Here is a 13,866-nt window from a genome sequence, read left to right as displayed (position 1 = left end):
CACCACCGCCGCCCCTGAGCACCCCCCACTTCACGACCGAACGTCTCCAGGAGACAAGCCTGATGAGCCCCAGCATTGTCAACGGCCTGCCCGCTCACGTCCTGTTCGTGCACTTCGTCGTCGTCCTCGTACCGCTGAGCGCACTGGCGCTCGTCGTCTGCGCGATCTGGCCGCACCTCGCGCGGCGGCTCGGCGTCCTGCCGCCGGCGCTCGCGCTCGTGACACTGGTGAGCGTGCCCCTCACGACGCAGGCGGGAGAGTGGTTGGAGAAGCACGTCGACAGCTCCTCCCTGGTACAGCGACACGCGCAGCTCGGTGACGGTCTGCTGCCATGGGCCCTCGGCCTGTTCGTGCTGTCCTCGGCGCTGTGGTGGGTGGCCCGACGCACCGCCCCCGGCCAGGGAGACACCCGGGGTCCGGTGGTCCGTCTGACGTCCGCGCCGATACGGATCGCCGCGGTCGTGCTGTCCCTCGTCGTGGCGGCAGGTTCCGTGGTGGATGTCTACCGCATCGGCGACTCCGGCGCCAAAGCCGCCTGGCACGACGCCTACTCGAAGACCGCCCAGAGTCAGGGCAACTGACCCGGGCCCCCACCAACGGGCCCCGCACAACCGCTAGCCGCACAACCGCTTGCCGCACAGCCGAGGTTCCGCACGGCGGAGCCTCGGCTGTTTACTGTCTCCAGGGTGGCCGATGCGTTCAACTCCTTGTGAACCCGGGTCAATTCAAAGCCTGCTTTGCTTCATCTCTTGACGAGCTTGGTTCAGACCTTTAGGTTCACCGATCACTACAGCTCCATGAATGCACTCAACATTCACGGACATGAACGCCCCCCACTTTCAGCCTCCCCGAAGGGCTGTGACCCTCTGATGGCAAGACAATCCCTCGCGCGCTCCACCGCGCTGCGCGCCACTCTGACCACTGCGGTGTTCGCTCTCTCCGCCGGCGCCCTGAGCGTCTCCCCCGCCTCCGCCGCCACCGGGACCATCACCGGCCTCGCGGGCAAGTGCCTCGACGTGGCGGGCGCGAACTCCGCGAACGGCACGGCCGTTCAGCTCTACGACTGCAACGGCACCACCGCCCAGCAGTGGACCGTCGGCTCCGACGGGACCGTACGGGCCCTCGGCAAGTGTCTTGACGTCACCGGCAACTCGACCGCGGACGGGGCCAAGCTCCAGCTGTGGGACTGTTCGGGCGGCGCCAACCAGAAGTGGACGGTCTCCGCCGCCCGCGACCTCGTCAATCCGCAGGCCAACAAGTGTGCCGACGTCACCGGCAACACCTCGGCCAACGGCACGCCGATCCAGATCTGGACCTGCACCGGCGCCGCCAACCAGAAGTGGACCGCGCCCGCCGCCGACGGCGGAGGCACGCCCCCCTCCGCGCCGATGGCCGTCGCCCCGTACCTCTACAACGGCTGGGGCAACCCGCCGAGCCCCACAACCGTCATGAACGCCACCGGCGTCAAGTGGTTCACGCTGGCCTTCGTCCTCAGCAACGGCTACTGCAACCCGCAGTGGGACGGCGGCCGCGCGCTGACCGGCGGCGTCGACCAGCAGACCATCAACACCGTGCGCTCGGCCGGCGGCGACGTCGTCCCCTCCTTCGGCGGCTACAGCGGCAACAAGCTGGAGAGCTCCTGCTCCAGCGCCGGGGAGCTGGCCGGCGCGTACCAGAAGGTCATCAACGCGTACGGGCTCAAGGCGATCGACATCGACATCGAGGCCGACGCATACAGCAACACGACGGTCCAGCAGCGCACCGTGGACGCGCTCAAGACCGTCAAGGCCAACAACCCGGGCATCAAGGTGTACGTCACGATCGGCACCGGGCAGAGCGGCCCCGACACCGGCCTGATCAACCGGGCCGCGTCGTCCGGGCTGACCGTCGACGCCTGGACGATCATGCCGTTCGACTTCGGCGGCGCCGGCCAGAACATGGGCACGCTCACCCAGCGGGCCGCGGAGGGCCTCAAGACCGCGCTCAAGAACGCGTACGGCTACAGCGACGACCAGGCGTACCGGGACATGGGCATCTCCTCCATGAACGGCATCACCGACAACAACGAGACCGTCACCACCGCCGACTTCCAGACCATCCTCGGCTACGCGCAGCAGCACCACCTCGCGCGGCTGACGTTCTGGTCGGCCAACCGTGACCGTCCCTGCCCGGGCGGCTACCCGAACGACGACACCTGCTCGGGTGTGGCCCAGAACGCCTGGCAGTTCACCAGCATCTTCGCCAAGTACACCGGCTGACGGACGCCTCCGACCTTTCCACCCCACCCCCCATCACCACAGGAGAATCCGTGCTCAGACGGAAGAGACTGACAAGCCGCCATCGCGTTCCGAGAGCGCTCACGGCGGTCGCGCTCGCGGCGACCACCGTGACCGGCATCGAGTTCGCCGCGCAGGGTTCGGCGAGCGCGGCGAACACCGCGGCGGCGGCGATACCGACCGGCTACACCACCGTGGTCAACAAGGGCAGCGGCAAGTGCGTGGACGCCCGCGCGGCCGCGAGTGCCGACGGCACCGCCGTCCAGCAGTACGCGTGCAACGGCAGCACCGCCCAGAACTGGCAGCTGGTGGCCACCAGCGGCGGCTACTACCGCGTGAACAGCAACCTGGACGCCACAAAGGCGTGGGACGTCACCGATGTTTCCACCGCCGACTCCGCGCCCCTCCAGCTGTGGACGTACTCCAGCGGCAACAACCAGCAGTGGCTGCCCGTCGCCGAGGCCGACGGCGCCTACCACTTCGTCAACCGCAACAGCGGGAAGTGCCTGGACGTCCCCAGCGCCTCCACCGCGGACAGCGTGCAGTTGGCGCAGTACACCTGCAACGGCACCGCCGCGCAGTCCTTCACCCTGGGCGGCGGCACGACGAACCCGCCGGGCACTCCGGACTTCGGTCCCAACGTGACGGTGTTCGACCCGTCGATGTCGGCGTCCAGCATCCAGTCCAAGCTGGACTCGGTCTTCTCCCAGCAGGAGACCAACCAGTTCGGCTCGGCCCGCCAGGCCCTGCTGTTCAAGCCCGGCACCTACAGCGCCAACGCCAACGTCGGCTTCTACACGCAGGTCGCCGGCCTGGGCTTCTCGCCGGACGACGTGACCATCAACGGCGCGGTGCACGCGGAGGCCGACTGGTTCCAGGGCAACGCCACGCAGAACTTCTGGCGCGACGCCGAGAACCTGTCGGTCAACCCGACCGGTGGCACCGACCGTTGGGCCGTCTCGCAGGCCGCCCCGTACCGGCGCATGCACGTGCGCGGCAACCTCGCGCTGGACGACGGCGGTTGGTCCAGCGGCGGCTTCATCTCCGACACCAAGGTCGACGGACAGATCCAGTCCGGCTCCCAGCAGCAGTTCCTCACCCGTAACTCGCAGATGGGCAGCTGGTCCGGCTCCAACTGGAACATGGTCTTCGTCGGCGACCAGGGCGCGCCCGCCCAGTCCTTCCCGACGTACACCAACGTCGCCAGCTCGCCGACGATCCGCGAGAAGCCGTTCCTGTATGTCGACAGCGCGGGCGCCTACCAGGTGTTCGTGCCGGGGCTGCAGTCCAACGCCGTCGGCACCACGTGGAGCGGGAAGACCCCGGCGGGCAAGTCCCTGCCGATCGACCAGTTCTACATCGTCAAGCCCGGTGCCACCGCGGCCGACATGAACACCGCCCTCGCGGCGGGCAAGAACCTGCTGGTCACCCCGGGTGTCTACCACCTCAACCAGACGATCAACATCACGCGCCCCGATACGGTGGTGCTGGGCATGGGCCTGGCCACCTTCGTGCCGGACGGCGGGATCACCGCCGTCACCACCGCTGACGTGGACGGCGTCCAGCTGGCGGGCCTGCTGATCGACGCGGGTACCACCAACTCCTCCACGCTGATGCAGATCGGGCCGTCCGGTTCGTCCGCCACCCACGCGGCCGACCCGACGCAGTTGTCCGACGTCTTCATCCGGATCGGCGGCGCCACCGTCGGCAAGGCGACCAACTCGCTGGTGATCAACAGCGCCAACACGATCATCGACCACACCTGGATCTGGCGGGCCGACCACGGCAACTCCGGCACGGTCGGCTGGACGACCAACACGGCGGACAACGGCCTGACCGTCAACGGCAACAACGTGACCGCGTACGGCCTGTTCGTCGAGCACTACCAGAAGACCCAGGTCACCTGGAACGGAAACGGCGGCAGAACGTACTTCTTCCAGAACGAGATGCCCTACGACCCGCCGAACCAGGCCTCCTGGATGAACGGCTCCGGGAAGGGCTATCCCGCCTACAAGGTCGCCTCCTCCGTCACCAGCCACGAGGCCTGGGGACTTGGCAGCTACTGCTACTTCAGCTCCAACTCCAGCGTGGTCGCGGATCACTCCTTCGAGGTGCCGAGCGTGTCCGGGGTCAAGTTCCACGACATGGTGACCGTCTCGCTGGGCGGTGTCGGCACCATCAGCCACATCATCAACAGCACCGGTGGACCGTCCAACTCCAGCACGAACGTCGCCTACTTGACCAACTATCCGTAGACCGCACGGAGAGGATCGATCAGCAGATGCACACCATCAGATCCGGTTCCACCCGCGCGGCCCTGCGGATCCTGCTGCTCCTGGCAGCACTGCTCGGCCTCGCGGTACCGCCCGCCGCCCACGCGAGCACCGCCGCGACCCCGTTCAAGGTGCTCGCGCTCTACAGCGGCACCTACGACGCGGCGCACATCGACTTCGACAAGGAGGCCAACGTCTGGTTTCCGCAACAGGCAGCGGCGAACGGCTTCACCTACACGGCCAGCACCAACTGGGACCTGCTCGCCAACGGCGGGGTCAACGCGTATCAAGTCGTGCTTTTCCTCGACGACTTGCCACAGACGTCCGCCCAACGCACCGGTTTCGAGGCGTACATGAGGGGTGGCGGCGGCTTCATGGGCTTCCATGTCTCCGCCTTCACGACGGATGCGGCGAGCTGGTCCTGGTATCACAACCAGTTCCTCGGCTCCGGGAACTTCCAGTCGAACACCTGGGGTCCGACGTCGGTGACCCTGAAGGTCGAGGACCGTACGCACGCGGCCACCAAGAACCTGCCGGCCACGTTCACCTCGTCGGTCAGCGAGTGGTACAGCTGGTCCAACGACCTGCGGCAGAACCCGGACATCAAGATCCTCGCCTCGATCGACCCGAGTAGCTTCCCGGTGGGCACCGATCCCAACCAGTCCTGGTACAGCGGCTACTACCCGATCCTGTGGACCAACACGAAGTACAAGATGCTGTACGCGAACTTCGGCCACAACGCGATGAACTACACGACCAACACGCGTCTGTCGTCGACGTTCGCGAGCGCGACACAGAATCAGTTCCTGCTGGACGGCCTGAAGTGGCTGGGAGGGGCCGACACCGGCACACCCCCGGCCGACTCCCCTTCAGAGACCGCCTGGTACTCGCTGACCAATGCCGGCAACGGCACCTGTGTGGACGCCCGTTCGGCCGCCACGGCGAACGGGACCGTGATCCAGCAGTACGCCTGCAACGGCACCCAGGCCCAGCAGTTCCAGTTCCGCTCGACCGACAGCGGGTACCGGCAGGCCGGCATCCGTGCCAACCCACAGCAGGTCATCGACGTGACCGGTGTCTCGACGGCCGACAACGCGCCGCTCCAGCTGTGGAGTTACTCGGGCGGACAGAACCAGCAGTGGCTGCCGGTGAAGGAGAGCACCGGGCGCTACCACTTCACGGCTCGCCACAGCGGCAAGTGCCTGACCGCGGCGAGCGCCTCGACGAACAGCGTCCAGCTCACCCAGCGGACCTGCGACGGCTCCGCGGCACAGAGCTTCACGCTCACCGCGCAGTCCTGACAGCGACGCACCGGTGCCCCCGCCGCATGCGGCGGGGGCACCGGTGCGTCGCGTCAGGGACTGGCCAGGAGGGCGAGTTCGCTGCCGGCAAGCAGGAAGGCGCCCACGCCGAAGTCCGCGGTGCTGTCATAGGTGATGGGCTGACTGGATTCCGGGCGGTCGCCGACGCTCTGGACGTAGCCGAGGAAGCCGTCGGGGTGTACGGCCGTGGTGACGAGGCCGTTCCAGGCGCGGGCCACGACCGGGAGGTGGGTGCGCCGATCGACGAGGCCGGCCCGGATCGCGTAGGAGGTGCCGTAGAGGAAGAAGGAGGTGCCGCTGGTCTCGGGGCCGGGCAGATGGGTGGCGTCGGCGAGGTTGACGTTCCAGAAGCCGTCGGTGCGCTGGATCCCGGCGACGGCCGTCACCAGGCGTACAAGGGTGTCGCGGTACTCACCGGTGTGCCGCTCGGCGGGCGGCAGCGCCTTGAGCGTCTTCGTGTGTCCGCCCGCCACCCAGCCGTTGCCGCGCGACCAGACCACCGGCTTGCCCGCGGGCGAGAGGATCCCGCCGGGGATGCCGGGGAGGAACCGCTTGTCGCGGTACCAGAGCCCCGTGTCGGCGTCGTAGAGGCCGGGTCCGCCCTCCACACGCTTGGTGTGGTCGTAGAGGGCGTACAGCTTCTGCCAGTACTGCGGGTCGCCGCGGAGCACTCCGATCCTGGCGAACGGAGGCATCGCCATGTGCAGGGCGTCGTCCCACCACCAGTCGTCGTTCTTGTCCGGCTGGTCGGTGTAGACCATGCGGTGGAGCGACTCCTCGATGGCGGAGATCTTGCTCTCCTCCGGCTCGATCTCGTACAGGTCGAGGTAGGCCTGCCCGGCGTTGTGGTTGTCGGCATGGCGCGTGGTGACCCCGCCGTTGAGGCCGTACGCGTGCTTCTCGGCCCAGTTCTTGGCGTACGCCAGATAGCGCGGGCTGCCGGTCAGGCGCTGGAGGGCGAGCAGTCCGCTGAAGAAGGTGGCGTTGGCCCAGCCGTTGTCGCCGGGGTCCGTGTGCGCGCCGATCCACTGGTCGGCCACGCGCCGCAGAACGGCGACGACCGCGGCTCTGGAGGGCAGCGGCGCGGCGGGCGCAGCGGCTTGCGCGGTTTCCGTGAGGGCGGGCTGGAGCGAGGCGGCGGCCGCGAGGGCGGCTCCACCGGTCAGCAGGCGTCGTCTACGCATATGAACAACTCCTACGGATAGGGACTACCATCCTCAACACCCGTCTCAGCCGGTGTCCATGGCCCGTCGTCAACTTGTCGCGAATCAGACCAGGTTCATATTCTGATGCGATCTTCATGGGACGGAATCCTGGCCGGATGGCTTCCCGCTCATACCGGGCCATGTCGCCCACCGGGCGCCCGGCCTCACGTTCCACGCCCGTCGAGCTACGGCGTGTGGTCATCCCTGCCCTGGTCAGCACGGTCCGTGAGCTATGTTGAGTTCTCGTGGGACACGAAGGAGGCACATCGGTGCCATCGCCGCAGCAGGCACGCGCTCAGGCGTCTGCGATCACCTCGGGGAAGACGGCTCCGGAGGTGGGCGCGGCACCCACGTCCCAGCTCAGGGAGTTGTTCGACGGCCCCCGGCTCTCGCCCGGACAGCGCCGCATCGCCCAGTACCTCATCGAGCACATCACCGAGGCGGCGTTCCTGTCGATCACCGATCTCGCGGAGCGCGTCGGGGTGAGCCAGCCGTCGGTGACCCGTTTCGCCGCGGCGGTCGGCTTCAGCGGCTACCCCGCGCTGCGGGAGAAACTGCAGGCCATCGCGCTCAGCACACTCTCCAGCACCCCGGGCGCGCCGGCGGAGGACCAGGGCAACGAGCTGCAGTTGGCGGTGGACGCCGAGATCGAGAACCTGGAGAACCTGCGCCGCGACTTCGCCGATCCGGACCAGGTGATCACCATCGGCCGCGCGCTGTCGCAGTCGACCCCGCTCACCGTTCTCGGCCTGCGCATCTCGGTGTCGCTGGCCGAGTACTTCGCGTACGCCGCCCGCCGCATCCACCCCGATGTACGGCTGGTGACGCGCGGCGGGAGCGTCGCCTACGACGCGCTGCTCCAGTCGCGCGAGGCGGGCGGCACCTGGCTGCTGGCCTTCGGAATGCCCCGGCACGCCCAGGAGACGCTGACCGCGGTGCGGGTCGCGCGCAGCGCGGGGCTGAAGGTCGCCCTGATCACCGACCTGGGGCTCGGACCGCTCGCGGACGAGGCCGACGCCACCTTCACCGTGGGCACCGGGGCCCGCCTCGTCTTCGACTCCTACGCCGCGCCCGTGATGATGTCGGCGGCGCTCCTCCAGGCCATGTCCGACGCCGATCCGGAGCGGACGCAGGCCCGGCTGGAGGAGTACGAGCAGATCGCGGAGCAGCACCAGTTCTTCCTCAAGGACTGACCCCGCACGGTTCCCCTCCCGTACACCCCCTGCCACCACGGCATCGCGGGATCATTCGCCCATATCGCGCATGAATTTTTTCATGTCCTTGCGTATCCGGCGGTATATATAAATACTGCTCGCGGATGCGACCAGGAGGCCTCCGGGTCACGTCCTACGGCCATCCGGGGCCGTCCGCTCCTACCCGCATGGGGCCCCGGATGTTCGGACGGGCCCCGCGTGAGCGGGCGCCCGTGGTGGCGGCCCCGGCCATCCCCTAGACCGGGGCCGCCCCATAACCCGCTGACCCCTTGCCGCCGACGTAACCCGGAAGCGATGAACATGGCCCTGACGACGTACTCACCGATCACCTCGGACTGGCCGTGCCAGGTCAAGACCCCCGGCAGCTTCGACTGGGAGCGCTCCGCGACCAAGTGGCTGCGCGATCTGGTGCCGTCCCGCTACGCGAGCTACCCGGTGCTCATGAAGCACCCCGTGCTGCTCGCCCGGCACGCCCAGATCCAGGTGCAGCACGAGATCCGGGTCGCCCGGACCGCGCTGCAGACCGCCCGGGCCGAACTCCCCGCTCTCGGCCTGCACGAATCGGTCATCGAGCACACCATCAAGATGTACGCCGCCGAAGTGCTGCAGCTCAACCACATCGCCCGCAGCGTCCGAGCGGTGACCCAGGCGCTCGTCGACCACCACGCCGGGCGAAACTGAGGTCCCGGGTCCAGGTGCTGGTCCCGGCGGGATCATCACCGGGAGACGTCGTGGACACCCAGAGGCAGAGGGCCGAACAGACCGCTGAAGCGGCGGAGAAGGCCGCGGGCGCGCGGGCGTTGGACGTGCGGTGGATCCACGGATCGCCGTCGGCCAAGCACAACACCGATCCCGACATCCAGGTCCACGCCCACGACGCGCACACGGTGATCCTGCGGCAGAACATGGCCGTCGACTACGAGGCGCCGTTCCTCTTCCTGCTGTTCGGCGAGGCACGGGCCGTCCTGATCGACACCGGTGCCACGGCCTCGGCCGCCCACTTCCCGCTGCGGCGGGTGGTGGACGAGCTGGTGGAGACCTGGCTGACCGCCCGTCCCCGGGACGGTTACGAGCTGTTGGTGCTGCACACCCACCCCCACGGCGACCACGTCGCGGGGGACGGGCAGTTCGCCGACCGTCCCGGCACCACGGTCGTCGACGCGGCCCTCGACAAGGCCTGGCCGTTCTTCGGCTTCGACGGCGACCCCGAGGGCGTCGCCCGCGTCGATCTCGGGGGCCGGGTGCTGGAGTGCCTGGCCACGCCGGGCCACCACGCGGCCGCGGTGACGTTCTTCGACCCCTGGACCGGCTTCCTCCTCACCGGTGACACGGTCTATCCCGGCCGTCTGTACGTCGAGGACTGGGCCGCGTTCACCCGCACCGTCGACCGCCTGGTCGACTTCTGTGCCGAACGGCCGGTCACCCACGTGCTCGGCTGCCACATCGAGATGACCCGGCAACCGGGCGTGGACTATCCCGTCCGCACCACCTACCAGCCCGACGAGCCGCCCCTGCAGATGACGACGGACCAGTTGCGCGACATCCGCGCGGCCATCGAGACCGTCGGCGACCGCCCCGGACGGCACGTCTTCGACGACTTCGTGCTCTGCCGCCGTGACGTCCCCGAAGGCGGGTAAGAGCCGTACGGCCGGATTGTCAGAGGCGCGCAGTACGGTCCTGGCATGGCAGCCAGAATCGATCTGACCCTTGACTGCGCGGACGCGAAGCTCCTCGCCGAGTTCTGGAAGACGGCACTCGGGTACATCGACGAGCCTCCACCCGCTCCCTTCACCACCCGGGAGGAGTGGCTCGCGCAGTTCGACCTTCCGCAGGACGACTCCGCGGACGACGGCGCGTGGCTCTGCGATCCCGACGGCGTCGGCCCCCGCCTGTCCATCCTCAAGGTTCCCGAGCCGAAGACGGCGAAGAACCGCCTTCACATCGACGTCCGCGTGCCGGGGCACGGCGGTCCCGAGGAGCGGTGGGCGCGGATCCGGGCGGAGTCCGAGCGGCTCGTGGAGGCGGGCGGCTCCGTCCTGGAGGAGTTCGACGGGCACCACGTGGTGATGGCCGACCCTGAGGGCAACGAGTTCTGCGTCGCCGCCGGCTCGGCCTGAATCGGCCGCTGGTTCGGGGGCGATACGAACCGGACGAGCGGGAACACGAAGGGGAGGAACTGCCCTACGAGAGCTCTGGACGGAACTCATGGACTCCACGACATGGACGGTGGTCCTCATCGTCGCGATCCTGGGTGCCGCCGCGCTCGGGGTGGCGATCGCGGTCCTGGTGCGGCTCGTGCGCACCCGCCGCGACCTCAGGCGCGCCGGACTTCCGACGGGGTCCCGCTGGGTCTTCTGGGGCGCCGTCGTCTATCTCCTGCTGCCGACCGACCTGCTGCCCGACCCGATCTACCTGGACGACATCGGCGTACTCCTGTTCGCACTGCGGTCGTTGCGCCCGCCCGAGGCGATCGACGCGCGCGGGGCCGCGGAGCTCGGGAACCCACGGGAGCGAACGGGACGTTGACGGGGTGAGCGGACGGGGAGCGGGTGCGCCCGGGTCGGTGGTCCGCGAGGATCAGCACTTCGACGGGCGGCACGATGAGCGAGCTGGTTCCCGGGGGCAACGTGCCCCTGCCGGGCGGCACCCTGACGATCCGGGTGCCGGGTCCCTTCGATGTCTCCGCGCTCATCACCGACGACAGCGGCAAGGTGCGCGGCGACGCCGACTTCGTGTTCTACAACCAGCCGACGGTGCCGGGCGCCCGGCTCGCCGGGGAGCACCTCACCATCGACCCGCCGCGCCTGCGGTCCGGCGCGAGCCGCGTCACCGTGGTCGTCAGTCCGGCCGATCCCGGTACGCCGCTGGGGCGGCTGCCCACTCCCACCCTGCACGTCAGCGGCCCGGGCGGTCACACGCTCGCCCGGTTCACACCCCCGCGCCCACAGCGGGAGACCGTACTGCTGCTCGCCGAGATCTACCGACGCGGCACGGCGTGGAAGCTGCGCGCACTGGGCCAGGGATACGCGGACGGACTGGCCGGCATCGCGCGGGACTTCGGGGTCGAGGTCGCCGAGGATGCCACCGGGGACGACCCGACACCGGTGGCGGCTCCCGACCCGGACGGCTTTCTCGACCTGGTCAACTCCGTGCGCCGCGCGGCCGGTTCCCCACCCGTCTCCCTCGACGCGCGGCTCGCGACCGCGGCCCGGGCCCACGCCTCCGACATGGCGTCACGCGGGCTCCTCAGCTCCGAGAGCGCCCAGGGAATCTCCGTCTACCAGCGCATCACGTCCGCCGGATACACGTATCTGACCGTCGGCGAGCATCTCGTATCCGGCCCGCGCACCCCGGGCGAGTTCGTGGAGTACTGCCTCACCACCGAGCAGTCCCGCGACACGCTGTACAACCCGGCGTACAGCCAGGCGGGGCTGGCGTACGTCCCCGGCCGGCGCTCCGGCGACATGTACTGGACGGCGCTGTGGGCCAGACCCTTCAGCCGCGACGGCCTGCGGCGGACAGCGGGCGAGGTGGTCGTGCTGACCAATGCCGAGCGAGCCGTGGACGGCCTGCCGCCGCTCGCCGTCGACACCCTGCTCACCGCCGCGGCCCAGGCGCACAGCGACGACATGGTGGCCCGCGCCTTCTACTCCCACACCTCCCCCGACGGCAGCCGGCCGTGGGACCGGGCGGCCGCCGCGGGCTCCGAACGTCGCACCATCGGGGAGAACATCGCCTGCGGCCAGCGCTCCCCCGCCGAGGTCGTCCGCGGCTGGATGAACAGCCCGGGCCACCGTGCCAACATCCTCAAGCCCGACTTCACCCACATAGGCATCGGCCTCGCGGGCGGCGGCACGGCGGGCACGTACTGGACGCAGCTTTTCGGCCGCTGAAGGATCTTTTCCGCTTTCCTTCGCGTGACGTGCAACCCATCTGCCGTTCCTGCGCGTACAGATGGTGCCGGCGTTCGCATCCGCGGCGCGGTACACAGAGGGAACTCGGGAGAAGAATCAGATGGTCTCAGGAATGGTGGGCAGAGGTACGGCGCTGGGCGCGGCGCTGTTGGCCCTCCTCGCAGTCCCCGCACAGGCCGGCACCGCCGCGGCCGCGGATCTGCCGACACCCGACGACGCCGGTCTACAGGCGGTGCTGCACACGGCCCTGTCCCAGGGAGCCCCCGGCGCGATGGTGCGGGTCGACGACAACGGCACGGTCCACCGGCTGTCGGAGGGAGTCGCCGACCGGGCCACCGGGCGGGCGATCACCACGACCGACCGGTTCCGCGTCGGCAGCGTCACCAAGAGCTTCTCCGCCGTGGTCCTGCTGCAACTGGTGGACGAGGGCAAGCTCGACCTGGACGCTTCGGTCAACACCTATCTGCCCGGGCTGCTGCCCGACGACCGGATCACCGTGCGCCAGGTGATGAGCCACCGCAGTGGGCTGTACGACTACACCAACGACATGTTCGCGCAGACGGTCCCGGGCTTCGAGTCCGTCCGCAACAAGGTCTTCAGCTACCAGGACCTGGTCACCCTGTCCCTGAAGCACGCGCTCACCAACGCCCCGGGCGCGGCCTATTCGTACTCCAACACGAACTTCGTCGTCGCGGGCATGCTCATCGAGAAGCTCACCGGCCACTCCGTGGCCACGGAGTACCAGAACCGCATCTTCACGCCGCTGAACCTGACCGACACCTTCTACCTGCACCCCGACACCGCCATCCCGGGCACGCACGCCAACGGCTACCTCACGCCGGACGAGGCCGGTGGGGCCCTGGTCGACTCCACCGAGCAGACGGTGTCCTGGGCGCAGAGCGCGGGCGCGATCATCTCCAGCACGCAGGACCTGGACACGTTCTTCTCCGCGCTGATGAGCGGGCAGCTCATGTCCGCCGCGCAGCTCGCGCAGATGCAGCAGTGGACGACGGTCAACAGCACCCAGGGGTACGGCCTCGGCCTGCGCCGCCGTGACCTGTCCTGCGGTATCTCGGTGTACGGGCACACGGGCACCGTGCAGGGCTACTACACGTACGCCTTCGCCTCGAAGGACGGCAAGCGCAGCGTCACCGCGCTCGCCAACACCTCGAACAACGTGAACGTGTTGAACACGATGGCCCGCACGCTGGAGTCCGCGTTCTGCGGCAAGTCGACGACCGCGAAGCTGCGCGGCGCGACCTCCTCGGCGACCACCGTGGAGCGCCACGAGGACATCGCGCCGGGCATCGCCCGCGACTGACGCGCGAAGGTGCGGCCGGACCCACCCGTCCGGCCGCACCCCTCCGCCGGACAGGCCCCAGGCCGGACTCATGACTTCTTCAGGTCGGACCGGTAGGTCCGGTACAGGGCGCTGCCGTCGTCGCACCGCCTCGGGGGCTCGCTGCACTTCTGGCAGGTGAGCAGGTGGTCGCAATACGCTCGGTAACTGTGGGGGGCAAGCGTAGGGCGTTGCTGCGACATGACGTTCTCCCCGTGGACGGCGGCTGCGGCGCCCGCTATTGACCAATATTCAACAGCTTGATGAGCATAGGCGGAATGACCGGTCCCGGACCCGAGGTCGACGCAGGCTGGCCGAATACC

General features: G+C 69.0%; 12 protein-coding genes. 11 read left to right on the top strand and 1 reads right to left on the bottom strand.

Going from position 1 to position 13,866, the window contains the following annotated elements; translation table 11 throughout:
* The first annotated feature begins 62 nt into the window (after positions 1-62).
* The 4 genes from ACIQTP_RS40315 (at position 63) to ACIQTP_RS40300 (ending at position 5,850) form a co-directional block, all read left to right on the top strand.
* Positions 63-581: a DUF2231 domain-containing protein gene (locus ACIQTP_RS40315; protein WP_403409418.1), complete on the top strand. Its 519-nt coding sequence runs from the start codon at positions 63-65 to the stop codon at positions 579-581.
* 288 nt (positions 582-869) lie between these two features.
* Positions 870-2,258 (top strand): ricin-type beta-trefoil lectin domain protein, encoded by a 1,389-nt coding sequence (locus ACIQTP_RS40310; RefSeq protein WP_403409415.1) that lies wholly within the window; start codon positions 870-872, stop codon positions 2,256-2,258.
* A 50-nt stretch (positions 2,259-2,308) separates the two neighbouring features.
* Complete coding sequence (locus ACIQTP_RS40305) at positions 2,309-4,531, top strand: RICIN domain-containing protein (protein ID WP_403409412.1); 2,223 nt, start codon at positions 2,309-2,311, stop codon at positions 4,529-4,531.
* Positions 4,532-4,557: 26 nt separating this feature from the next.
* On the top strand, positions 4,558-5,850 hold the full coding sequence (locus tag ACIQTP_RS40300) for a ThuA domain-containing protein (protein WP_403409409.1): 1,293 nt from the start codon (positions 4,558-4,560) through the stop codon (positions 5,848-5,850).
* A 53-nt stretch (positions 5,851-5,903) separates the two neighbouring features.
* Here the strand turns inward: ACIQTP_RS40300 and ACIQTP_RS40295 are convergent, their stop codons facing one another.
* Entirely contained in the window at positions 5,904-7,055 is a 1,152-nt protein-coding gene (locus ACIQTP_RS40295) for a glycoside hydrolase family 88 protein (protein WP_403409406.1), read from the bottom strand.
* A 290-nt stretch (positions 7,056-7,345) separates the two neighbouring features.
* On the opposite strand from ACIQTP_RS40295, the gene ACIQTP_RS40290 reads away from it, so the two are divergent.
* The 7 genes from ACIQTP_RS40290 to ACIQTP_RS40260 all read left to right on the top strand — a co-directional run bounded on the left by ACIQTP_RS40290 (position 7,346) and on the right by ACIQTP_RS40260 (position 13,525).
* Positions 7,346-8,269 (top strand): MurR/RpiR family transcriptional regulator, encoded by a 924-nt coding sequence (locus ACIQTP_RS40290; protein ID WP_402032658.1) that lies wholly within the window; start codon positions 7,346-7,348, stop codon positions 8,267-8,269.
* Between the two features lie 321 nt (positions 8,270-8,590).
* Positions 8,591-8,971, top strand: a complete 381-nt coding sequence (locus ACIQTP_RS40285; protein ID WP_402034158.1) for a hypothetical protein — start codon at positions 8,591-8,593, stop codon at positions 8,969-8,971.
* A 50-nt stretch (positions 8,972-9,021) separates the two neighbouring features.
* On the top strand, positions 9,022-9,927 hold the full coding sequence (locus ACIQTP_RS40280; RefSeq protein ID WP_403409403.1) for an MBL fold metallo-hydrolase: 906 nt from the start codon (positions 9,022-9,024) through the stop codon (positions 9,925-9,927).
* A 45-nt stretch (positions 9,928-9,972) separates the two neighbouring features.
* Positions 9,973-10,407 carry a VOC family protein gene (locus ACIQTP_RS40275; RefSeq protein WP_403409400.1) on the top strand — a complete coding sequence of 145 codons (435 nt, stop codon included), beginning with the start codon at positions 9,973-9,975 and terminating at the stop codon, positions 10,405-10,407.
* Between the two features lie 88 nt (positions 10,408-10,495).
* Complete coding sequence (locus ACIQTP_RS40270) at positions 10,496-10,816, top strand: DUF1232 domain-containing protein (protein WP_403409397.1); 321 nt, start codon at positions 10,496-10,498, stop codon at positions 10,814-10,816.
* A 74-nt stretch (positions 10,817-10,890) separates the two neighbouring features.
* Entirely contained in the window at positions 10,891-12,183 is a 1,293-nt protein-coding gene (locus ACIQTP_RS40265) for a CAP domain-containing protein (protein WP_403409394.1), read from the top strand.
* A 121-nt stretch (positions 12,184-12,304) separates the two neighbouring features.
* Entirely contained in the window at positions 12,305-13,525 is a 1,221-nt protein-coding gene (locus tag ACIQTP_RS40260) for a serine hydrolase domain-containing protein (protein WP_403409391.1), read from the top strand.
* Positions 13,526-13,866: the final 341 nt, after the last annotated feature.

The sequence above is a fragment of the Streptomyces sp. NPDC090798 genome (assembly GCF_044768965.1).
Lineage (GTDB): Bacteria > Actinomycetota > Actinomycetes > Streptomycetales > Streptomycetaceae > Streptomyces.
The sequence above is the reverse complement of the archived record's forward strand: the minus strand, read 5'-3'. Positions and strand labels throughout refer to the sequence as shown.

Bases quoted from the DNA above. Each gene is read 5' to 3' on its own strand.
- ACIQTP_RS40310 (WP_403409415.1), top strand. From the start codon at position 870: ATGGCAAGACAATCCCTCGCGCGCTCCACCGCGCTGCGCGCCACTCTG.
- ACIQTP_RS40260 (WP_403409391.1), top strand. From the start codon at position 12,305: ATGGTCTCAGGAATGGTGGGCAGAGGTACGGCGCTGGGCGCGGCGCTG.
- ACIQTP_RS40300 (WP_403409409.1), top strand. From the start codon at position 4,558: ATGCACACCATCAGATCCGGTTCCACCCGCGCGGCCCTGCGGATCCTG.
- ACIQTP_RS40265 (WP_403409394.1), top strand. From the start codon at position 10,891: ATGAGCGAGCTGGTTCCCGGGGGCAACGTGCCCCTGCCGGGCGGCACC.
- ACIQTP_RS40270 (WP_403409397.1), top strand. From the start codon at position 10,496: ATGGACTCCACGACATGGACGGTGGTCCTCATCGTCGCGATCCTGGGT.
- ACIQTP_RS40315 (WP_403409418.1), top strand. From the start codon at position 63: ATGAGCCCCAGCATTGTCAACGGCCTGCCCGCTCACGTCCTGTTCGTG.
- ACIQTP_RS40295 (WP_403409406.1), bottom strand. From the start codon at position 7,055: ATGCGTAGACGACGCCTGCTGACCGGTGGAGCCGCCCTCGCGGCCGCC.
- ACIQTP_RS40275 (WP_403409400.1), top strand. From the start codon at position 9,973: ATGGCAGCCAGAATCGATCTGACCCTTGACTGCGCGGACGCGAAGCTC.
- ACIQTP_RS40285 (WP_402034158.1), top strand. From the start codon at position 8,591: ATGGCCCTGACGACGTACTCACCGATCACCTCGGACTGGCCGTGCCAG.